19 protein-coding genes and 1 pseudogene are annotated in these 21472 nt (G+C 35.6%); 8 read left to right on the top strand and 12 right to left on the bottom strand.

Going from position 1 to position 21472, the window contains the following annotated elements; translation table 11 throughout:
* The first annotated feature begins 336 nt into the window (after positions 1–336).
* The 3 genes from ACQVV1_RS25620 (at position 337) to ACQVV1_RS25610 (ending at position 4381) form a co-directional block, all read left to right on the top strand.
* On the top strand, positions 337–2031 hold the full coding sequence (locus ACQVV1_RS25620; RefSeq protein ID WP_242254780.1) for a methyl-accepting chemotaxis protein: 1695 nt from the start codon (positions 337–339) through the stop codon (positions 2029–2031).
* Positions 2032–2255: 224 nt separating this feature from the next.
* A complete protein-coding gene (locus tag ACQVV1_RS25615) occupies positions 2256–3947 on the top strand; it encodes a methyl-accepting chemotaxis protein (RefSeq protein WP_242254782.1) in 1692 nt (563 codons plus the stop codon).
* A 116-nt stretch (positions 3948–4063) separates the two neighbouring features.
* Positions 4064–4381, top strand: coding sequence for a metal-sulfur cluster assembly factor (locus ACQVV1_RS25610; protein WP_000076427.1), 318 nt, complete (start codon positions 4064–4066; stop codon positions 4379–4381).
* 77 nt (positions 4382–4458) lie between these two features.
* On the opposite strand, the gene nprB is transcribed toward ACQVV1_RS25610, so the two are convergent.
* The 6 genes from nprB to ACQVV1_RS25580 all read right to left on the bottom strand — a co-directional run bounded on the left by nprB (position 4459) and on the right by ACQVV1_RS25580 (position 9834).
* Positions 4459–6108: a neutral protease NprB gene (gene nprB, locus ACQVV1_RS25605; RefSeq protein WP_242254784.1), complete on the bottom strand. Its 1650-nt coding sequence runs from the start codon at positions 6106–6108 to the stop codon at positions 4459–4461.
* Positions 6109–6268: 160 nt separating this feature from the next.
* On the bottom strand, positions 6269–6964 hold the full coding sequence (locus ACQVV1_RS25600; protein ID WP_242254786.1) for a pirin family protein: 696 nt from the start codon (positions 6962–6964) through the stop codon (positions 6269–6271).
* A 50-nt stretch (positions 6965–7014) separates the two neighbouring features.
* Positions 7015–7425 (bottom strand): MarR family winged helix-turn-helix transcriptional regulator, encoded by a 411-nt coding sequence (locus tag ACQVV1_RS25595; RefSeq protein WP_048528236.1) that lies wholly within the window; start codon positions 7423–7425, stop codon positions 7015–7017.
* A 112-nt stretch (positions 7426–7537) separates the two neighbouring features.
* A complete protein-coding gene (locus tag ACQVV1_RS25590) occupies positions 7538–7972 on the bottom strand; it encodes a DUF3920 family protein (RefSeq protein ID WP_063222179.1) in 435 nt (144 codons plus the stop codon).
* 164 nt (positions 7973–8136) lie between these two features.
* Positions 8137–9336 carry a cation:proton antiporter gene (locus tag ACQVV1_RS25585; RefSeq protein WP_242254788.1) on the bottom strand — a complete coding sequence of 400 codons (1200 nt, stop codon included), beginning with the start codon at positions 9334–9336 and terminating at the stop codon, positions 8137–8139.
* The gene (locus ACQVV1_RS25580) at positions 9337–9834 is read right to left on the bottom strand and encodes a cation:proton antiporter regulatory subunit (RefSeq protein WP_242254789.1); all 498 of its coding nucleotides are present in this window, start codon (positions 9832–9834) and stop codon (positions 9337–9339) included.
* A gap of 410 nt (positions 9835–10244) precedes the next feature.
* Here ACQVV1_RS25580 and ACQVV1_RS25575 point away from each other — a divergent pair, with 410 nt between their 5' ends.
* The 3 genes from ACQVV1_RS25575 to ACQVV1_RS25565 all read left to right on the top strand — a co-directional run bounded on the left by ACQVV1_RS25575 (position 10245) and on the right by ACQVV1_RS25565 (position 12867).
* Positions 10245–11678 (top strand): alanine/glycine:cation symporter family protein, encoded by a 1434-nt coding sequence (locus tag ACQVV1_RS25575; protein WP_063222182.1) that lies wholly within the window; start codon positions 10245–10247, stop codon positions 11676–11678.
* 193 nt (positions 11679–11871) lie between these two features.
* Complete coding sequence (locus tag ACQVV1_RS25570; protein WP_001041891.1) at positions 11872–12312, top strand: Dps family protein; 441 nt, start codon at positions 11872–11874, stop codon at positions 12310–12312.
* Positions 12313–12669: 357 nt separating this feature from the next.
* Complete coding sequence (locus tag ACQVV1_RS25565; RefSeq protein WP_000656322.1) at positions 12670–12867, top strand: hypothetical protein; 198 nt, start codon at positions 12670–12672, stop codon at positions 12865–12867.
* Positions 12868–13278: 411 nt separating this feature from the next.
* Here ACQVV1_RS25565 and ACQVV1_RS25560 read toward each other — a convergent pair whose 3' ends face one another.
* Entirely contained in the window at positions 13279–14634 is a 1356-nt protein-coding gene (locus ACQVV1_RS25560) for an RNA-guided endonuclease TnpB family protein (RefSeq protein WP_242254793.1), read from the bottom strand.
* A gap of 404 nt (positions 14635–15038) precedes the next feature.
* Positions 15039–15617: an LOG family protein gene (locus ACQVV1_RS25555; RefSeq protein ID WP_277930185.1), complete on the bottom strand. Its 579-nt coding sequence runs from the start codon at positions 15615–15617 to the stop codon at positions 15039–15041.
* A 73-nt stretch (positions 15618–15690) separates the two neighbouring features.
* Here ACQVV1_RS25555 and ACQVV1_RS25550 point away from each other — a divergent pair, with 73 nt between their 5' ends.
* Entirely contained in the window at positions 15691–16014 is a 324-nt protein-coding gene (locus tag ACQVV1_RS25550; protein ID WP_063222185.1) for a MazG nucleotide pyrophosphohydrolase domain-containing protein, read from the top strand.
* A 53-nt stretch (positions 16015–16067) separates the two neighbouring features.
* Positions 16068–16574 carry a ferritin gene (locus ACQVV1_RS25545; RefSeq protein ID WP_063222186.1) on the top strand — a complete coding sequence of 169 codons (507 nt, stop codon included), beginning with the start codon at positions 16068–16070 and terminating at the stop codon, positions 16572–16574.
* A gap of 36 nt (positions 16575–16610) precedes the next feature.
* Here ACQVV1_RS25545 and ACQVV1_RS25540 read toward each other — a convergent pair.
* The 4 genes and pseudogenes from ACQVV1_RS25540 to ACQVV1_RS25525 form a co-directional block, all read right to left on the bottom strand.
* Positions 16611–16832 (bottom strand): annotated as a pseudogene (locus ACQVV1_RS25540) (hypothetical protein); the annotation flags it as partial.
* A gap of 94 nt (positions 16833–16926) precedes the next feature.
* A complete protein-coding gene (locus ACQVV1_RS25535) occupies positions 16927–18108 on the bottom strand; it encodes a NupC/NupG family nucleoside CNT transporter (RefSeq protein ID WP_063222188.1) in 1182 nt (393 codons plus the stop codon).
* A 352-nt stretch (positions 18109–18460) separates the two neighbouring features.
* Positions 18461–19642 (bottom strand): NupC/NupG family nucleoside CNT transporter, encoded by a 1182-nt coding sequence (locus ACQVV1_RS25530; RefSeq protein WP_000673852.1) that lies wholly within the window; start codon positions 19640–19642, stop codon positions 18461–18463.
* 331 nt (positions 19643–19973) lie between these two features.
* Positions 19974–21419 (bottom strand): alanine/glycine:cation symporter family protein, encoded by a 1446-nt coding sequence (locus ACQVV1_RS25525; protein ID WP_431169692.1) that lies wholly within the window; start codon positions 21417–21419, stop codon positions 19974–19976.
* Positions 21420–21472: the final 53 nt, after the last annotated feature.

Below are 21472 nucleotides of genomic sequence, written 5' to 3'. Positions count from 1 at the left end.
TTCAACATTTCGTCTCTGACTTACGTCGTCAAAAAGGGGTATGACCAACATAACGAAGAGTAATGTTCATAGTTGATACTGATAATCGTTATCAACTAATTAGAAGTATACATGATGTTATTTCAAATTACAATAGTATTTCTAATTTTTATTTATGAACTTTTTGATATACAAATGTATACATTTTAAGAACATTTACTCATATCAATCTGCCATCTTCCATTATCTGCTATAATTTTCATTGAACAGATTAATAACTTCATAATGATGTTTTTATTAATTCTGCTCTTAATATTCATAAATTATAATAAACAGTTTTTAAAGGTAGGGGTAACGATGAAATATGTTAGTATTCGAAAAAAACTACTGTTCACACTCTTAAGCATTTCTTCTTTATTTAGCATCGCTCTTATTGTTATTCTTTCATTCGCCATGAGCCAAGCAAGTGAAATTGAAACGTTAAAAAATGATGTATCCAAAAGAGCAACAATTTTAAAAGAACGCGGTGATTGGTTCCAAGCACAAGTTGCTGGTTTACAAGAATATTTACTATCACATGATCAAAAAGGATTAGATAAATTCAACCGAGAAGGAAAAAAACTGGCTGATACTAGAGAAAAAGTAACAAGTGATAAAAAACTTCCAGAAGGAATGAAAGAAGCCATTTTAATGGGAGGAAAATGGCGCAGCGTCATAGATAATGAAGTCCTCCCTCTCGCTCGCGAAGGAAAATGGGAAGAAGCTTCCAAAATCGCTTTAGCTCAAACCGATTATGTAAATGACCTTTTAGGTCGTTTTACGAAATATGCAAATGAAGAAAATGATAAACGTGACACATTAATTGCTGACGTAGAGTCTTCTTCATCTCTTATTCAATATATTATTTTCTTCTCACTCATTACATGTACAATAACTTCTATCTTATTAGCATGGTGGTTCTCTGGTAAACTCGTTAAACCGATACGACAAATTGATGAGAAATTAAAAGAATTAGCTTCTCAAGATGGCGATTTAACTGCTAGATTGCACGTAACGAGTAAAGATGAAATTGGTGATATCGCCAATTCCTTTAATCAAATGCTTGCTAACTTACAACGTATAATAAAACAAGTGCAACAAACATCAACAAGTGTAAAAGAAGCGTCTGAAAATGTGTTTATCGAAACAACTTCTTCTATGGAAAACACAGCAAAAACGCAAGAAACTATGAATGCCCTTGAGCATAATATTCGTTCACAAGTCTCCAGCATCGAGGAAAGTTCAACTGCAATGGATGATATGACAACGAGTGTTCAGCGGATTGCAGAATCTGCCTCTTCTGTTGCTAGCCTAGCTGTTACAACTTCAGAAAAAGCAGATAGTGGTAATAAAGTCATTGAGAAATCTATTACACAAATGCATACCATTAACGAAGCTGTTAACGCTACATCACAAGTAGTAGAGCGGCTCATTACACATACGAATCATATTGATACTGCACTTCAATCCATTTCTAATATCGCGGAACAAACGAATTTGCTCGCTTTAAATGCTTCCATTGAAGCGGCCCGTGCTGGTGAACATGGAAAAGGATTCGCTGTTGTTGCTGATGAAGTTCGAAAACTTGCTGAACAATCCCAGCTAGCAGCAACCGATATTAACCATTTACTTTATCAAATTCAAGCAGATACAAAAATAGCAAATGAAATGATGGCGCAAGGTCAGTCAGAGGCTTCTGAAGGCATTACAGTCATTCGTACCGCTGGATCTTCATTCTCAGAAATTGTTAACCACATTAATAAAGTCTCTACACAAATGCAAGAAATGTCTGCAACTGCCGAAGAGATGGCCGCAAGTTCTGAAGAAATGAACGCTTCACTTAATAACATCGCTTCTATTTCAAATGAAGTTGCCGCCGAAACATCACAAACAGCAACTTCAGCTGGTGACCAAGTAAACAAAATGAGTGTCGTTGCTAAAAAAGCATCTGAAATGAAAACGACTGTACAAGAACTTGAAGTTCTCGTTTCTCATTTCAAAACAAACGTTTAAAGCAAAACTTTCATTTATACTTCTATGAGCTCCAAATTATTTAAAAGAGAGATTTACAGTCTCTCTTTTTTCACTTTAAAATATTTCTTTCTATCTCTCATTCCGTCTGCTATAATTCCTAAAGGAAAGAAGAAAGCTTTGTTCCAGATGGAGTAAAGCTTTCTTTCAATTTTTTAAATTTATTAATTCTAATACTAAGATTTCACAAAGGAGGCTTTTATCATATGAATTTTATTAGCATTCGAAAAAAACTTATGTTCATGATGGGAACGATTTGCGCTTTATTTGGCATCGCCTTAGCTTTTATTCTATTCTTTACCATGGATCAATCTCGTCAAACTGAAGCATTACAAAAAGAAATTTCTCCCCTTGCAACAGAATTGAAAGAGCGCGGAGATGCTTATCAAGTACAGCTCTCTGCTTTAAGAGGTTATTTATTACAACATGATCAAGTCGAATTAGACAAGTTTAATGAGATGAGTAAACGTCTGGAGGATTCAAAAGATAAACTTCTTTCTAATCCAAATATTTCTCAATCCGTGAAAGATACAATGGAATCAGGATCCACTTGGAGAAAATTTATTGAAGAAAAAGTTTTCACTCTTGCAAAAGAACAAAAGTGGGAAGAGGCTCTACAAGTAGCTTATGCAGAAAATGGTACTGTCTATAAAGTAATTGGTGACTTCACAAATTATAGTAATGAACAAGCCAAGTTACGTGATCAATCTATCAAAAAAATTGATCAATCTTCACTACAAATTGAATATGTTGTCTTCTTATCACTTGTTATTTGTATTATCGTAGCTATCATTCTTGCATGGTGGTTCTCTGGTAAACTTGTAAAACCAATTCAACAAATTGATAGTAAGCTAAAAGAATTATCATCTCAAGAAGGTGACTTAACAGCTCGCCTACAAGTAAATAGTAATGATGAACTTGGTACGATCGCAACATCCTTTAATAAAATGTTAGAAAACCTACAACATATCATCAATCGTGTGCAAAAAACATCTGTGGAAGTACAAAACGCTTCTGAAAATATGCTAGAAAAGACGAATATATCACGCGAGGCAACAATAAAAGTTCAAAGTTCGATGTCCAACTTAAATGCGAGTATTCAATCTCAAGCCTCTAGCATGGAAGAAAGCTCAACGGCAATGGACGATATGGCAGTGAGTGTTCAGCGCATTGCTGAATCTGCTTCATCTGTAACTGAGCTTGCTGTAGTTACATCTGAACAAGCTAACGACGGAAGTACTGTTATTCAAAAATCCGTTTCACAAATGACAACGATACACGACGCGGTAAATGCTACATCAGAAGTGGTCGAACGTCTAATCACTCACACGAAATATATTGATACAGCTGTACAATCTATTTCTAATATCGCAGAGCAAACAAACTTACTTGCTTTAAATGCATCTATCGAAGCAGCTCGTGCTGGCGAACAAGGAAAAGGCTTCGCTGTCGTAGCTGACGAAGTTCGAAAACTTGCCGAACAATCTAAAACAGCGGCAACAGATATTAACCAATTACTACATCAAATTCAACAAGACACTGAAACTGCAAGCTCTATGATGTCACAAGGTCGTTCTGAGGCATTTGAAGGCATTCACGTCATTCGTGAAGCTGGCAATTCTTTCACAACGATTGTGGAACAAGTAAATAAAGTATCTACTCAAATGCAAGACATCTCAGCAACTGCTGAAGAAATGGCTGCAAGCGCTGAAGAAATGAACGCTTCACTGAATAACATCGCTTCTATTTCAACTGAAGTATCTAGTGAAACAGCAGCAACAGCACAATCTGCTGAGCAAAAGGTCATTACTATGAATGAGATGACTGTAACTGCTAGACAAATGAAACAAACAGTTGAAGAATTAGATCAACTCGTATCTCATTTCAAAACTGAATAGCTCAAAAAAATATCCCTCTTCCAAAAGGGATATTTTTTTGAGCTCATTTCCTGCACATTATACACATTTCCGTTATAATGAGAATCGATATCATAAATGTGTAGGAGGTGCTATTTATGTCTCAAGAAGCATTTGAAAATAAATTATATGCCAATTTAGAAGCTGTTATTGATCCTGAACTAGGCGTTGACATTGTGAACCTTGGATTAGTTTATGACGTTACAGCAGATGAAAATAATAATGCTGTCATTACGATGACGATGACTTCTATCGGTTGTCCAATGGCTGGGCAAATTGTATCCGACGTAAAAAAAGTATTATCAACGAACGTACCTGAAGTCAATGAAATAGAAGTAAATGTCGTTTGGAATCCACCATGGTCTAAAGAGCGCATGTCACGTATGGCGAAAATCGCATTAGGTATTCGCGACTAAATCAGTGGAACTTTAACCATTCGCAAATAGCTGGATAAAGAAAAGACCTGACATTCTAGTCAGGTCTTTTTCTCTTATTATTTTACGCCTACTGCTTCATAAGCTTTCGCTACAGCTTGTACAGCTTTAGAATCTTTACCATATAAATCTTCAGCTGATTGAAGAGCAGCTTGACGCATCATCTTAAAGTCAGAGTTTGCAGTTAAATATTTCGTAAGAGCACGGTAATAAATTTTTTCTGTCGCTTCACGGCCTACTCCAGTTACTTTCACGCCGTAATGCTCTCCGCCATCAGATACTAAATAGGCAGCTTTATTGTTAATACTACTGTTAATATGAACGCCGCCATTATCAGCTGTTCCAGTGTAGCGTTTATTGTAATGATCTGGGTAACCTTCACCTGGTTTTAATGGATTTGGAATAGATGCTGGATCTTTCAGAGAACGAAGTGCATCACCAGGTTTTCCAGGTGTATAAATATCAGCACCTAAATCCCAGCTCTTCTTCTCAACCATGACACCCATAATATCAGATAACGATTCATTTAACGCACCTGACTCATTTTTATAAACAAGATTTGCTGTATGTTCCGTTACAGCATGCGTTAATTCGTGACCGATAACATCTAGTCCAGCAGATAATGGAATAAATGTTGTACCATCGCCATCACCATACATCATCTGAATACCGTTCCAGGCTGCGTTATTCCAGTTTTCACCTACGTGAACAGAGGAAATAAGTTTCGCACCTTTATCATCGAAAGAGTTACGGTTAAATGTCTTTTTGTAGTAATCATATACTTTTCCTGCATTTACATGCGCATCAACCGCTGCTTTGTCATCAAAGAATTTATTTTTACTTTCTACTTCTAGACCTGTATATCCAAACCATTGCGAGAATATGTTAAATAAATTTTCATCCATATTATCTGCATCAAATGTATGAACACCTTGTCCTCGTTTCCCATCAAATAAGTTGAATGCTCCTGTTTTCTCATCTTGAGCAATTTCAAATGATTGTCTAGCTCCTAGTACTCCGTAACCAAATCCTGTAATGTGATCTACAGCATTATATTTCTCAATCACATTTCCATTCGTTGCATCAACAAAATAATGCCAATATCCTGGAGCTGGCTTTGAAATCGACGCTTTCACTAAATATGCAAGATAGTAATTTCCATCTTTTTCATACACATATAAATCTTTTTTCACACCGTCATAATTCTTTACTTTACCAATTTCTTTCTCAATGCCTGCCTTTGCAATCGTTTCTGCTTGTTCCGCACTAATGCTTGCAAACGTAGGAATATTTTTATCCTCTAAATTCGGAATAACTTGTCCGAAGAATGCTTTTACATTATTCTCTTTATCAAGTGTAACAGTTTGATCTGAACCATACACAGGAATGTTATTATGTTTCTCAACTAACTTCACGTGTGTTGTGCCAGATTCAGCATCTTTTTCTTCCCCAACGACATTGAAATGTTTATCAATATTTCCTGCTAATTTAAACATATCTTTCTTACTCTCTAAATATTGAAAGACTGTCTCTTTTTTATCTAGTCCTTCCGGTGCTTTCCATTCTTCACCTATGTATGCAGGCGTTTTAAATTCTTGATGATATTGAATTTTTTGTTCTTCCGCTTTCGTTGTCGTTGCTCCAAATGTTCCAAATCCCCCGGCGATAACAGTTAAGGCTAATGCTGATGAAATGACTTGCTTTTTCACTATAACATTCCCCATTCCCTAAAGATTTTTGACACTTTTATACAATTCTTATTTTTTAAGCTAATACCTTTTTCCAAAATTTGAGAAAGTTTTTTCTGACAATTCCACTCAAAAAAAAGAGGACATCCTATTAGGTGTCCTCTTTTCTATAAACGTTTTATTATTTTTTCAATTCAATTGCTAAATAGTGTGATTGTTCTTTCGCTGCAATATAAATATCTTCTTCTACTGCTTCTGCCGCATCACGCATAACAAGTGTCTCACCATTTATTACACTACTTCCTTCAATTTGAACAAGGTACAATTGACGACCTTCTTTCACAGGAAAATGAATTTCTTTTCCAGCTTCTAACGATAAAGAATATAAATTCGCATCTTGGTGAATTTGAATTGATGCCTCTCCTTCTAATGGAGATACCATATGGAACCACTCGTTTTCACGCTTACTCCAATCAAATTTAAACTCACCATAGTTTGGCTTATGATCTGCACGGTCTGGTAAAATCCAAATTTGTAATAAACGCAATGTCTCATTTCCTAAATTATGCTCACTATGAAATACACCTGTGCCAGCACTCATATATTGAACATGTCCACGCTCAATTGTTCCGCGGTTCCCCATGCTATCTTCATGTGTTAAAGCACCATCTACAACGTACGAAATGATTTCCATATCGCGGTGTGGATGCATATCAAAACCAGTTTGTGCCGCTACTAAATCATCATTAATAACACGTAATGCTCCAAAGCTCATGTTATTTGAATTATAGTAATTAGCAAAGGAAAAATGAAAATGTGTATTTAACCAACCGTGATTCGCTCTTCCCATATTTTTATGATCAACTTTTCTAAACATATCCTTCACCTCATATTATCTCGAATTCAAGATTTATTTTAAAAATTTTTTCACTGTAATTTTTTTAGTAATTGTAATAATTGATTTTGTTCTTCTATATTTAAATTATGAAACTGCTCCGCTTGGAACGTTTCTTGAGGCGGGACAATTTCCTCATATAAAGCTCTTCCCTTTTCTGTTAATGAAATATATTTCGTAGTACCTTCTTGTTCACGACGAATCCACTCCATTTGCTCCATTTTATTTAAAAGCTGAGTGATATTTCCTTTCGTAACAAATAGCTTATTTCCAAGCTCTTGCTGTGTTAAACGATCATGCCCTCCAACTTGAGCTAGTACATCAAACTGAGCAGCAGATACATTCCATTTTTTCAAATGCTGATTCGTCTCACGAATACTTTTGTTATAAAAACGTGATAAACGAAACCATAATAATAATCCGAGCCTATCTTCAGTTTTCATTCTATCACCTCGCTCGTTTCATACCATTAGTTTAGAACTAAACTTTATAAAAGTCAATTACTTATTTTTAGTAAGAAACAAGGAAAGCACAGCGCTATTTCTCCACTATGCTTTACATTAACTTTCTATTTTTATATTCATCGAATTTCCTCTCCGCGAACTTCCTCGCATCTTTTTCAATCCATCTCTCTTCGTACACTTCACTTCCCACATACAACACTTCCCTCTTATGCTGCATAGCATGGCGAAATTCATGCAGTAGTGTTTTGAGCACTTGCTCATACTCTTCCCACATACAAACAAAAATTAATTGTTTTTCTTTATGATAAAAACCGCCTATTGGGAATAGAAACTCTTCCTCTTCTTCCCCTAACGATAGAAGTACATGATTCGCATCACACGTATCACAAAAAATAACTGGCGTTTTACATACTTCAATAAGTGAAAACAAATCATCTCTCAGCCTTTTGACATCCCAAGGAAGCTCCGAATCCAACACATACCAATTCTCCACCTGTTGATATACATTTTGAAACTGGAGTTCCATTTTTCTATAATCCCCTTTCCAAACTCCCTTTTCTTATATGTATGCCACAATATGGTAAATATTAAACGTATTCTTTCATCCTTGAAAAATGCCAATAAAAAAAGGGATCTATGTCGACATAGATCTCTTTTTCATAAATATCTTGTACTTTGATGTTTAAAAATTTAGCTCTTCTTCATATCCCACTTAAAGATTTTATTTAAAAATTTATATACATTCTTTGACTCTTTCGTCAGAAGTGGACCTAAGATGGATAGTATAAGCACGTATAGCGCTGAGAATGGTTTCAGTACTGACATTAAACCACCGGCGATACCGATATTGGCCATAATGATGGAGAATTCTCCCCTTGAAACGATTGTTAATCCAATATTTGTTGATGCTTTATGAGATAATCCAGCTTGTCGCCCTGCAATCATCCCAGCTACAAAGTTTCCGATGATTGTAAGAAGGACAGCACCTAACGTTAACCATATCGCTCCGCCTAATGAAAACGGATCAATACTTAATCCGAAACTGAAGAAGAAAATAGCTCCGAAAAAGTCTCTAAATGGAACAACGAGATGTTCAATTCTGTCACTATGCTCTGTCTCAGAGAAAACTAATCCTAAAAGAAGTGCTCCAATTGCTTCGGCAACGTGAATTGTTTCTGAAAAACCAGCAATGAAGAAAAGTGAAGCAAATACTACAATAATAAAGATCTCATCTGAGCTAATATTGAGCAATTTATTTAATAACGGCGTCGCCTTTCTAGCTACAATAAAGAATAGAAGCATGTATCCTAAAGCAATTCCAATTGAAGTAAGAGCACCTAAGAAGGAAGCATGATCCCCTAGAACTAAACCAGAAACAACTGATAAATATACAGCAAGGAATATATCTTCAAACATAATAATTCCTAAAATTAATTCGGTCTCATTATTACCAGTTCTTCTTAAATCCACTAACACCTTTGCAACGATAGCACTAGAAGAAATCGTAATAATACCCGCAATAATTAAGATTTCTAGTAAAGGGAATCCCATTATAAATCCGTATAATAATCCAAGTGAAAAGTTAATTAAAATATAAATCGTTCCGCCAATCGCAATAGAACGTCCAGATTTAATTAGTTTTTTCATCGAAAACTCTAACCCTAGATAGAACAGAAGAAACAGAACGCCAATCCGTCCAAGGAAGGAAATTACATTTGCACTTTCAATAAACTTGAAATCGATCACACCTATTGTCGGCGCATGCGGCCCCACTAACATCCCAAGAACAATTAGAAACGGAATTACTGAGAATTTAAACTTTCCAGCAATTACTGCCGCAATTGCAACTAATACTAACGCTGTACCAACTTCAAAAATTAAAGTATCCATCTAGTCAGTCCCCCTATTCGAAAGTAACTCATTAATAATTTTTTTAATTTCTTCTCTCTCACCAGAAACTACAAGCATATCGCCTTCTTCAATTAACGTTTCTGGCCCTGGATTAAATAGCTTTTTCATATTCTTCTTCATAACTGCAATGATCGTTACGCTATAGTTTTTTCTTATTTCAAGATCACCAATTGTTTTTCCGATTGCTGGAGCTACATTCTCTACTTTAAACCACTCAATTGCTAAACCTTCAAAGACCATTTCAACATTTTCTAATGCTCTAGGCTTATACACCATTCCACCTAATATTGCTGCAATTTGTCTTGCCTCTGAGTCGCGTAATGAAATACTTGAGATACTTTCTTCATGGTCTGAATCAAAATGATACATTTCTCTACGCCCATCATCATGAATGACAATTACCATCTTTTCGTTACCTTTCGTAACGATTTGAAATTTGTAACCAATACCCGGAAGTTCACTTTCTCTAATATTCATATTTAGCTCCTCCACAACTTTTTATATTTGAATTTTCTGTTTTTCTGTCTTTTGTTCATCCAATCAACTTTAGAAATTCTAACCATTCAGGATACCTGTGATTTGGAAATCTTTTATTGTAATAATAAGTGGCTCCTAAAAAGATACTTAAAGATGTAATGATAAAAAATATATTACTTCTCATTTTTAAACTCTTAAGGCTTACTTTCAATAAAGTTTCTTCTTTCAAATTATCCCCTCTTTCTCGCTTTACATTTAGTTTTTTAAAATGTAAATAATTCTAAAAATATTATGATGTAACATAATCATAACACAAAATGTATTTAAGTAACATAATTTTTTAGAAAAATTGATTCTCGTATATTTTTTGCATATAATTTTCTTATTACGAAAAAAAGGAAGTGTATTATATGGTTGATATCTTTAGCAGATTCCTTGAGGTAACGAATAATATTTTATGGTCATATATTCTTATTGCAATGCTAATCGGCTTCGGTCTTTATTTCTCTTTTAAATTGAAGTTTGTCCAAATTACTCATTTTGGTGAGATGGTCGGTTTAATTAGTAAAGGGTTTAATCGAAAAGAAAAAAAGAAAGATAGCATCTCTCCATTCCAAGCATTTTGCCTAAGTGCAGCAGCACGTATCGGTATCGGGAACTTAGCTGGTGTAGCACTAGCCATTTCAATGGGTGGACCTGGCGCAATATTTTGGATGTGGTTTATCGCTATCCTTGGAGCAGCTACTAGTTTCGTAGAATGTACGCTCGCGCAAATTTATAAAGTAAAAGATGGAAGCAGATTCCGTGGTGGTCCAGCATATTACATGGAAAAAGGATTAAATAAACGCTGGATGGGTGTTTGGTTTTCACTTCTTATTACAGTTGCGTACGGATTAATTTTCAATTCTGTACAAGCAAACACAGTAACAATAGCATTTGAAAATGCTTTTGGACTAGAGCGAACGATCGTAGGGGCTCTATTGGCTTTATTAGTTGCAGTTATTATTTTCGGTGGTATCAAGAGCATTTCACGTATTACAGAAATGATTGTTCCTCCAATGGCAATTATTTATATTGGTGTGGCAATTTTTGTTGTTATTAACAACTTCACTATGTTACCAAGCATTTTCACAGAAATATTTAACAGCGCATTTGGTTTAGACCAAGCCGTCGCTGGTGGTATTGGAGCAGCAATCAAGTTCGGAATTCAGCGCGGTTTATTCGCGACAGAAGCAGGTATGGGTAGCTCTCCTAACGCAGCAGCAACATCAGATGTATCTCACCCTGTAAAACAAGGACTTGTTCAAGCATTAGGTGTTTTCGTAGATACATTCTTAGTATGTACATCAACAGCGTTCATCGTATTATGTTCTGGACTTTACAAAGGATCGAATTTAGAAGGTATTGAATTAACACAACAAGCACTAAGTTCACAAATCGGACCGTGGGCAAGCACTTTCTTAGCGATTATTATTTTCCTATTCGCGTTCAGCTCTTTACTAGGAAACTACTATTATGGTGAAACGAATATCGCATTCATTAAAGAAAGCAAAACATGGTTAATGATTTATCGCGTTGCAGTTGTCGGAATGGTATTCTTCGGATCAATCGCTGCCCTTAAAACAGTTTGGAGTTTAGCTGATTTATTCATGGGACTAATGGTATTCACAAACTTAATTGCCATCTCATTCCTAAGCAAGTTCGCCTACGCAGCATTAGTAGACTATATTAAGCAAAAGAAACAAGGAAAAGACCCTGTTTTCATTGCAAGTTCTATCCCTGGCTTACAGAATACAGAGTGCTGGGATGGACAGGATGTAGAAGAAAAACAGAAGGCTGTATAATAATTAATAGCAGTAGCTATCTATCAAACAAAATCCCTATTACTTCACAGTAATAGGGATTTTTATTTACAACAGTTCATAATTTGTTCAAATTAATTCCAGCAAAAGGGTTGATTTATACGAATTACTAGATTATAATAATTATAAATTAGTAATTGATATCACATAACAACTCAAAAGGAGATTGATCATAATGAACAAACAAGTAATCGAAGTATTAAACAAACAAGTAGCAGACTGGAGCGTTTTATTCACAAAACTACACAACTTCCATTGGTACGTAAAAGGACCTCAATTCTTCACATTACACGAGAAATTCGAAGAACTTTACACAGAATCAGCTACTCACATCGACGAAATTGCAGAACGTATTTTAGCAATTGGTGGTAAACCAGTAGCAACAATGAAAGAATACCTAGAAATATCTTCTATTCAAGAAGCAGCTTACGGAGAAACTGCAGAAGGGATGGTCGAAGCAATCATGAAAGACTACCAAATGATGCTAGTCGAACTGAAAAAAGGCATGGAAATCGCTCAAGACTCTGACGACGAAATGACATCTGACCTACTATTAGGTATCTACACAGAACTAGAAAAACACGCTTGGATGCTACGTGCGTTCTTGAATCAATAATAGATTTTAAAGCGGAAGCGGCTCGTTCAGAGTCGCTTTTTTCTATGGATTGGTCACGCATGCTGTGCTGGTACATGAGATTTATATCGGCGATTTTCTAACTATATCGGCGATTTCATCAAATTTATCAGCGATTTTCTAATTATATCGGCGATTTCGGCAAATTTATCAGCGATTTTTCCAATATATCGACTTACCAACAAATCACGACAATATTAGCACTCTCCTACCCCTACTTTTATCAATATATTACAATCTCTTTTATGTTAAAATATAGGAAACACCCTTTAGCAAAATAGATCCAAAAAAGCTTTTCCATATTCATCATTTACTACTTAAATGGCGGGAGTGGTTCAGTTGAAAGACTACTTAATTAGAGCATTTTTTGCGTTAATAACAGTTGGGATTGTCTTACTTATAGCTAATATTTTCAATATACGTATCGAGGTTAAAGACTATGCTTTCCTCGTTGTCGTAGCAATTGGTGGCGGCTGGGGTGGCTGGTACCTGTATAAAAAACAAAGTAATCAAAATGATAAAGGCATTCCAAAGTAATACGGAATGCCTTCTTTTTATTGCCGTCTATAATAAATAATAAAATTCAAACCGCTAATACAACCAATCGCAATACACATATTAAAACTCTGTACATCTCCGGCTAGATTATACTCATCAACGGTCAACTACCCTCACTACGATAAAGCCTTTCAGTGGGAGCTTGAGTTCGAACGCTAGGTCTTTTCGTCTATCGCTAGACAGTTTGACGCTCTAGCATTCATGCCACCCTATGGTAACACCCCAAGTATGTTTTTGGTTGGTACTGGCAACGAACAATTATTTTCCCACTTGCACCACCCTTTCGAAAAAGAGCAGTTCTTCCTTTTGGAAGAAACCACCACTCAGATGAATCCGGCGTGTGCTACAAGCCCCGACAAGTCGAGTACACATGGATGGTTGACGCACCCACTAAGCTATGCGCGAAACAACAGCCTTACGTTTTTGTACTTCTAATAGAAGCGGCGTTTTCACTCTAAGATTGTCATCCCATTCTATAACTCTTGATTTTTGCAATGTATTCAGCGCACCATTAATATCCGCATGAATACATGTTCCTGCTTTACTTTGGTACAGACCACGCGTGATTCGTTTGCCACTAAAGCGATACTGCGTCCTATCATCCTTAGACCAAACGGGAACCGGATCTTTATCAAGAAAACTAGCTTTTGAAGTATAGCTTTCTTCTTGTTTCAAAAAACGGATGCCTTCTTTTACACATTTATTCTCAATTGCTGCAATCAGTTTATGAAATGGGATTTGCACAAATGTTTGATTACTCTTTTTCCCCATATCAGATTTTTGTTTCCAACCCGTGTTATACCCTACAACAATCGTATCTATATCGAATTCTTTCACTTTTTTGAACAACAAGCCTACCGTTTGAGAAATGTAACCATTGATTTGTTTTTCTCGTTTATGCCAAATTGCAGCCATTTGATTCGTTACAACACGTTTAGAAATTCCATTCTCCATATTTTTCTGTTGCAGATTACGTATCGTTTTGTTGAAGTATTGGTTAATGGATTTTAATTTTTTTCCATCAATTAAGAACGTATCACCTGTATTCGTTGCGCAACTTACTAATCTATCTACACCTAAATCGCAACTCAAAGCGTTACTAGTAGTCGTGGATTGTTTCTTCATTTGAGAAACGTGCATGTCATATGTGTAATGCACCTCAAAGAACCGACCTTTTTGCTTCGGTACAATCTCAATATAGGAGATTTTTTTATTTCTTAAGTTTTTAGGCATACGTATTTGAATAGAACCAAATTTTTTTCTGAATGCAACATTCATCGGAATGATCCAATATCCGTTCTCATCCACTTTTGGTACTTGATAGATTTCAATAATTCGTTTGTCAGTTGAACGAGAATAATTTGGAAACTTCGGACGACCTGTGAATTTCTCAGGATTTTTCTTCCACTGTTCCAACGCCTTAAAAAAGCTCTTCACTTCTGTAAATAAGGCTCTTCGAATCGCTTGAACAGAGTTTGATTGAACACCCCAGTAGTTCATATCAGCTTGCATGGCAGTGTCCACTTCTTTTACAGTAGCTATTTTGTTATTGTTCAAGTAACTTTGTTTAATCGTGTACAATCCAACATTTCGTAACGCTTTTGAACTATGCGACATGCGTTGCAATAAACGAAATTCTTTAGCTGTGAGGCAAGCTCGTCCGATATTCTGTTTCTGCGTGAATCGTTGTATGTTTTCTCTTTTCTTTTGTTTACGTAATACTTTCACCGCTTTCTTTCTAGCCATTGTTTTCACCACCTTTCTTAGAGAGTTCATTACAATTATTTCTTTCCTAAAATCGTTTTTTCTTAGGAAAGAAATAATTTTGTAACTGTTAATTACTTTTGACAAATCAATATTTAGAACGGAACAAAATGTGAACATGGTCTTCATCATAATTCCTTTTGGTTCAAGCAACCAAATGATTATGATTATCATTATTCAATTTCGTTTTCCTACGATATATTACCTCCTTATCTAGGGCAGATTATATAGTAAGACAAAAGAAACCAAATTGTTTCGTCTACCTGTTGACAGCAATTCATCTCCACCTGAATTGTTAGGTTTCACCCGTAACACAAATCAGATGGAGTCTTCTTGCCGAAAAGGATAAAATGACATGTGTTTCCAAAAATCTCTATACAATTGTATTATGATAGTTGCTTCCACTTCGTTCCTAAAACAGGACGCTCGTAATTTTGTATCTTATGAATGAGTGCATCTGCCGTCTCAGCTGAAACGATTAACTCTCTATTCGATGGATTCATAAACCCTTCTTCTGCTGCACGTTCAACCATTTGCAGAATTGGTCCGTAGAAATCTTTTATGTTCAATAAACCAACTGGCTTACTATGTATACCAATTTGTGACCAACATACAACTTCAAATAGCTCTTCAAAGGTTCCATATCCGCCTGGCAGTGCAATAAAAGCATCCGCAAGCTCTGCCATTTTCGCTTTACGTTCATGCATCGTTTCCACTTCAATTAATTCTGTTAATCCTGTATGAACAATTTCTCCTCGGAATAGTCCGCGCGGCATAACACCTGTCACACGACCACCTAAGCGAAGTACTTCGTTTGCTACTTCTCCCATTAATCCGACGCATGAACCTCCATATACAAGCTCATAGTCGTTCTCAACAAACATTTTACCTAATTCAATTGCCTGCTCTTTGAACTCTGGTCTCTCCCCTAAATTTGAACCTGCAAACACACAAATCTTTCTCATTCCTACACCCCGAAACTATATATTGTTATGATACAATTGTCATTGTACAACATATTGAGGAGATGAGGAAGAAATGGATATCGTCGCATTTGAAAGATGGGTTGAGGAATTTTATGAAAAACGAAGCTGGTCACAGTATAATTCCTTTATTCGCTTAAATTTCTTAACAGAGGAAGTTGGGGAAGTTTCACGCGTTGTTCGCGCTATTGAAATCGGTCGTGATCGTCCTGATGAAGACGCAAAAACAGAAGAAGAACTAAAACAAGAACTAAAAGAAGAACTTGGTGATGTACTATCTAATCTTATTATTCTTTCACAAAAATATGATTTGGATTTACAAGACATTATGGATGCACACGTCACAAAGCTTTCGAAAAGGTTTGAAACATCTAAATGAGAACATTATCAATTATGATATAATATTCTTGTCACAATACTAAGGGGGATTTTATGTTATCTAAAAAATTGCACGACGCACTAAACGATCAAATGAATTTTGAGTTTTACTCTGCTCACGCTTATATGGCAATGGCTGCTTACTGTACGGCAGAGAGCTATGATGGATTCGCTAACTTTTTCCTTGTACAAGCTGAAGAAGAGCGTTTCCACGCAATGAAGCTTTATAACTACATTAATGACCGCGGTGAGCGCGCTATTGTTACTGGATTTGATAATCCTAACAACGAATACGAATCTGTATTAAATGCTTTTGAAGTTGCACTTGAGCACGAGCGTGAAGTAACGAAACGCATTTATCACTTATCTGATATCGCTTGGGATGAGCGTGAACATGCAACAATTACATTCTTAAAATGGTTCGTTGACGAGCAAGTTGAAGAAGAAGCTTCATTTGATAGCATCATCCAAAAATTAAAACGTATTACAAGCGATTCAAACGCACTATTTATGCTAGATGCTGAATTAGAGAAACGTACATTTACGCCTCCAGCTGAGTAGTATTTCAATCACCTTAATGAATATATTAAGGTGATTTTTTATTTCTTCTCTAAGCTGGATAACCCTCGCCACATCCTTCTTATAAAGCCCTGAAACCTTTTCAACAAAGTCACTATGAGTAAAAGTCCCATCGCCTTCTTCTACTATGCTCAAATATCCATGTATCAATTTTAAAAATGCTCTAGCATCTTCTCCAGTTAATTGATCAATGTTCTCTATAATCTCATCAAACTCCCTTACACTATCCGCTTCTTTCACCCTAATTCCCCCTCTCTATATTATTTATCATACTAAAATAAAAAAAGTCGTTCATCCCTCTAAGCGAGAGATAAACGACTTCTTTACTATTTTATTAAAGCATAACCCCAACGATAATCGCTGATAATATACTTACTAACGTGGCACCGTATACAAGTTTTAGTCCGAATGATGATACAACGTTTGCTTGTTTACCATCGATACTCTTCGTTGCACCTGCGATAATTCCGATAGATGAGAAGTTCGCAAATGATACAAGGAAAATTGATAAAATACCTACTGTACGAGTTGATAAGTCGCCAGCTACTTTTCCTAAATCAAGCATCGCAACAAATTCGTTTGTTACTAATTTCGTTGCCATAATTTGTCCTGCTGCCAGCATCTCTGATGTTGGAATACCCATTACGAATGCTAATGGTGAGAAGACATATCCTAAAATACTTTGGAATGTGATTCCGAAAATTGAATCGAATACACCGTTAATTGCTGTAATTAATGCTACGAAACCGATTAGCATCGCCGCTACTGTTACAGCGATAGAGAAACCAAGCATAATATATTCGCCTAACATTTCAAAGAATGTTTGCTTCTTATCTTCTTGCAATTCTAAAATATCGTCTTCTTCTTTTACTTCATATGGATTAATGATATGAACGATAATGAATCCACTGAATAAGTTTAAGACAAGTGCTGTTACTACATATTTTGGATCAATCATTTTCATATAAGAACCAACGATTGACATCGATACTGTTGACATTGAAGATGCACAAAGTGTGTATAAACGATTTTTCGGTAATTTGCTTAGTTGATCTTTTACTGTAATGAATACTTCCCCTTGACCAACAATTGCAGCTGCTACCGCATTATATGATTCTAGTTTTCCTAAACCGTTAATTTTACTTAATAGGAAACCGACTGCACGAATGATAATCGGTAAAACTTTAATATGTTGTAAGATCCCAATTAGTACTGCTAAGAAAATAATTGGTAATAATACTGTTAAGAAGAATGGTGCTTGTCCATCATTTGCTAGACCACCAAATACGAAATTAACCCCTGCTTCCGCAAATTTTAAAATAGCGCCAAACCCATCTGCAATCCCTTTTACTAATACAAATCCGACCTTTGTATTTAGTAAGAAATACGCAAGCACCAATTGAATGACAAGCATAAGTGCAATTGGTTTATATTTAATTTTCTTACGATCTGAACTGATAAGGAACCCTAGTACAAATACTACAAGTAAACCGACTAGAAACATTACTATTTTCATATGTGAATCCTCCACTTCTCCCACGAGTTATTGGTCGTATAACGTATAACGAATGACGTCTGACCATTGATGTTAAAAAATTTAAAACCCCTAAATACTATTCAACTGTTATCTAAAATCAGTAAGCGTTTACATAAATTACAATTTATAAAAGGTAGCCTCTTCTCTCCTACCATATTTGAAAGTCTGAAATTGATACCACCTACAAATCAAATTGTAAGCGTTATCTAGACGAAATGCAATATAAATTTTAAAAGATTTTCATATGTTAATATATTCCTAATTAATTGGTTTTTTCATGCAAATTTACCATAAAAAAAAATAGCCCTAGCTATGAGCTAGGGCCACCTTTTTATAGCATAACACCAACGATAATCGCTGATAGAATACTTACTAATGTCGCACCGTACACAAGGCGTAGACCGAATGATGATACAACATTTGATTGATTTTCATCGATACCTTTCGTTGCACCTGCGATAATTCCAATTGATGAGAAGTTCGCAAATGATACAAGGAATACAGAAAGGATACCAACTGTACGAGCTGATAAATCGCCAGCTACTTTTCCAAGATCAAGCATTGCAACAAACTCGTTTGATACTAATTTTGTTGCCATAATTTGTCCCGCTGTTACCATCTCTGCTTGTGGGATACCCATTACGAATGCTAATGGTGAGAAAATATATCCTAAAATAGCTTGGAATGTAATACCGAACATTGAATCAAACAAGCTATTGATTGCTGTAATTAATGCCACGAAACCAAGTAACATCGCTGCTACTGTAATCGCGATTGTGAAACCAAGCATAATATATTCACTTAACATTTCAAAGAATGACTGTTTTTTCTTATTTTCTAATTTCAGTGTATCTTCTTCTTCTGTAATATCGTACGGGTTAATAATATGAATAATAATGAAACCACTAAATAAATTTAATACAAGTGCTGTTACTACATATTTTGGTTCGATCATTTTCATGTAAGAACCGACGATTGACATTGATACTGTCGACATGGAAGATGCACATAATGTATATAAACGATGTTTTGGGATTTTACTTAATTGATCTTTTACTGTAATAAATACTTCTGCTTGCCCAACAATGGCAGCTGCTACTGCATTATATGATTCTAATTTTCCTAGACCATTTACTTTACTTAACAAAGTACCAATAGCGCGAATAAATATCGGTAAAATTTTAAAGTGTTGCAGAATTCCAATTAAAACGGCAAAGAATACGATTGGTAATAATGCTGTTAAGAAGAATGAAACCTCTCCTTTATTAACAAGGCCACCAAATACGAAAACGATTCCAGCTTCCGCATATCCAAGAAGCGCGCCAAATCCATCTGAAATTCCTTTTACTAAAATATAACCAACTTGTGTATTTAATAAGAAATAAGATAACGCTAGCTGAATAACAAGCATAATTGCGATTGGTTTGTACTTAATCTTCTTTCGATCGGCACTTATAAGAAAACCGAGTACAAATACAACGAGTAATCCTACAAGAAACATAACAAACTTCATTAATAAAATCCTCCATTTAACTCTTCATTAACGTTGAACGTCTGACCACTCAAAATAAGAAATAATCCGAACTTTCCATTTCTCCTCCAAAAGCTACAATCGGATAGGAAAGATCATAAAACCTCTTGTTTCAAAGGCATTTCCCATTCTAACATAAATCACAACTCATATCCGCACTTTTCTTAAAAAAATTACATTTTATTATAAAACATTCAAGAATGTTCGTCTTTTGCATTATAAAGTGAAGCTTTAATGAGCGGGAATTTTACTTCTCACAAATAGCTGGATAAAACAAAAAATGAGCATCAAGTTTCACTTGATGCTCACCTCATTATACCGCTTTTTCTTTTTCTTTATCTGCTACTTGCTCTTCCCAGCACTCTGTATTTTTCAGGCCTGGAATAGAATTTGCGTAGAAGACCGGATCTTTTCCTTGTTTCTTCTGCTTAATATAATCTGATAACGCTGCAAAAGCGTACTTAGAAAGGAATACGATCGCTACTAAGTTAATAACAGCCATAATCCCCATAAATAAATCTGCTAAATCCCAAACGATTTGAATTGTTGCTACAGACCCTAACATAACCATACCAAGTACAGCAATGCGGTATGCATTTAATAGCACTTTACTTCCATTTAAGAACTCAATATTTGTTTCACCATAGTAGTAGTTACCTACTAATGAACTGAATGCAAATAAGAAGATTGCCACCGCTACAAATACAGAAGCCCATGGGCCGATATGCTGACTTAACGCTTGTTGCGTTAATTGAATACCATTTAGATCAGCTGCATTATGCACATCTGATAAAAGAATAATAAATGCTGTACAACTACAAATTAATAATGTATCTGTAAATACCCCTAAAGTTTGAATGAAACCTTGTTTAACTGGGTGCGTTACGTTTGCAGTCGCAGCTGCGTTCGGCGCACTACCCATACCTGCTTCATTTGAGAATAATCCACGTTTTACCCCTAATAAAATCGCAGCTCCTAATCCTCCGCCTACTACTTCTTTAATTCCGAAAGCATGTAAGAAAATTTCTTTAAATACATACGGAATTGCCGTAATATTTGTTACAACAACGAATAATGCCACAGCTACATAAATAATCGCCATTACTGGAACGATCATCTCAACCGCACGAGCAATTCGTTTTACTCCGCCGAAAATAATAACTGCAAGTAAACCAGCCATTACAAGACCTACTAATCTACTATCTGTTTTGAATGCACCATCAAAAGCAGCTGCTACAGTATTAGATTGTACAGCGTTAAAAATTAATCCGAAACTTACTGTTATTAATACAGAGAAAATAGCTCCAAGCCATCGTTTATTTAATCCCTTTTCCATATAATACGCTGGACCACCACGGAACGCATTCCCATCTTTTACTTTATAAATTTGCGCTAATGTGCTCTCTACAAATGCAGAAGCACCCCCAATTACCGCAATTAACCACATCCAAAATACCGCTCCTGGTCCACCTGCTGAAATTGCGATAGCTACACCAGCTAAGTTACCAGTACCTACACGAGAAGCTGTACTCATACAAAATGCTTGGAATGATGATACGCCGCTCTTCTCTTTTTGCGCTTTTCTCGTTTTTGAGCTTGCCCCATCCCCAAGCAAACGAATCATTTCACCGAAGTAACGAACTTGGACAAATTTCACACGAAATGAAAAGTAGAGCCCTAACCCAATTAACATCGCAATAATGACATATGACCAAAGGACATTATTTATATCCCCAATTACCTTAGCTAAAAAATCCATAATTGTATTGCCCCCTCTTCCTAACAATAAGAAAATTATATTCTAAAAACTTT

The organism is Bacillus basilensis, assembly GCF_050630465.1.
Taxonomy (GTDB): Bacteria; Bacillota; Bacilli; order Bacillales; family Bacillaceae_G; genus Bacillus_A; species Bacillus_A basilensis.
This window is presented reverse-complemented; position numbering and strand designations above follow the sequence as displayed.

What these genes read in the sequence shown, in the direction of transcription:
- ACQVV1_RS25550 (WP_063222185.1), top strand. Translation starts at nt 15,691, where the DNA reads ATGGATATCGTCGCATTTGAAAGATGGGTTGAGGAATTTTATGAAAAA.
- ACQVV1_RS25600 (WP_242254786.1), bottom strand. Translation starts at nt 6,964, where the DNA reads ATGTTTAGAAAAGTTGATCATAAAAATATGGGAAGAGCGAATCACGGT.
- ACQVV1_RS25535 (WP_063222188.1), bottom strand. Translation starts at nt 18,108, where the DNA reads ATGAAAATAGTAATGTTTCTAGTCGGTTTACTTGTAGTATTTGTACTA.
- ACQVV1_RS25575 (WP_063222182.1), top strand. Translation starts at nt 10,245, where the DNA reads ATGGTTGATATCTTTAGCAGATTCCTTGAGGTAACGAATAATATTTTA.
- ACQVV1_RS25615 (WP_242254782.1), top strand. Translation starts at nt 2,256, where the DNA reads ATGAATTTTATTAGCATTCGAAAAAAACTTATGTTCATGATGGGAACG.
- ACQVV1_RS25570 (WP_001041891.1), top strand. Translation starts at nt 11,872, where the DNA reads ATGAACAAACAAGTAATCGAAGTATTAAACAAACAAGTAGCAGACTGG.
- ACQVV1_RS25545 (WP_063222186.1), top strand. Translation starts at nt 16,068, where the DNA reads ATGTTATCTAAAAAATTGCACGACGCACTAAACGATCAAATGAATTTT.
- ACQVV1_RS25595 (WP_048528236.1), bottom strand. Translation starts at nt 7,425, where the DNA reads ATGAAAACTGAAGATAGGCTCGGATTATTATTATGGTTTCGTTTATCA.
- ACQVV1_RS25585 (WP_242254788.1), bottom strand. Translation starts at nt 9,336, where the DNA reads ATGGATACTTTAATTTTTGAAGTTGGTACAGCGTTAGTATTAGTTGCA.
- ACQVV1_RS25560 (WP_242254793.1), bottom strand. Translation starts at nt 14,634, where the DNA reads ATGGCTAGAAAGAAAGCGGTGAAAGTATTACGTAAACAAAAGAAAAGA.
- ACQVV1_RS25590 (WP_063222179.1), bottom strand. Translation starts at nt 7,972, where the DNA reads ATGGAACTCCAGTTTCAAAATGTATATCAACAGGTGGAGAATTGGTAT.
- ACQVV1_RS25580 (WP_242254789.1), bottom strand. Translation starts at nt 9,834, where the DNA reads ATGAATATTAGAGAAAGTGAACTTCCGGGTATTGGTTACAAATTTCAA.
- ACQVV1_RS25555 (WP_277930185.1), bottom strand. Translation starts at nt 15,617, where the DNA reads ATGAGAAAGATTTGTGTGTTTGCAGGTTCAAATTTAGGGGAGAGACCA.
- ACQVV1_RS25525 (WP_431169692.1), bottom strand. Translation starts at nt 21,419, where the DNA reads ATGGATTTTTTAGCTAAGGTAATTGGGGATATAAATAATGTCCTTTGG.
- ACQVV1_RS25610 (WP_000076427.1), top strand. Translation starts at nt 4,064, where the DNA reads ATGTCTCAAGAAGCATTTGAAAATAAATTATATGCCAATTTAGAAGCT.
- ACQVV1_RS25530 (WP_000673852.1), bottom strand. Translation starts at nt 19,642, where the DNA reads ATGAAGTTTGTTATGTTTCTTGTAGGATTACTCGTTGTATTTGTACTC.
- ACQVV1_RS25620 (WP_242254780.1), top strand. Translation starts at nt 337, where the DNA reads ATGAAATATGTTAGTATTCGAAAAAAACTACTGTTCACACTCTTAAGC.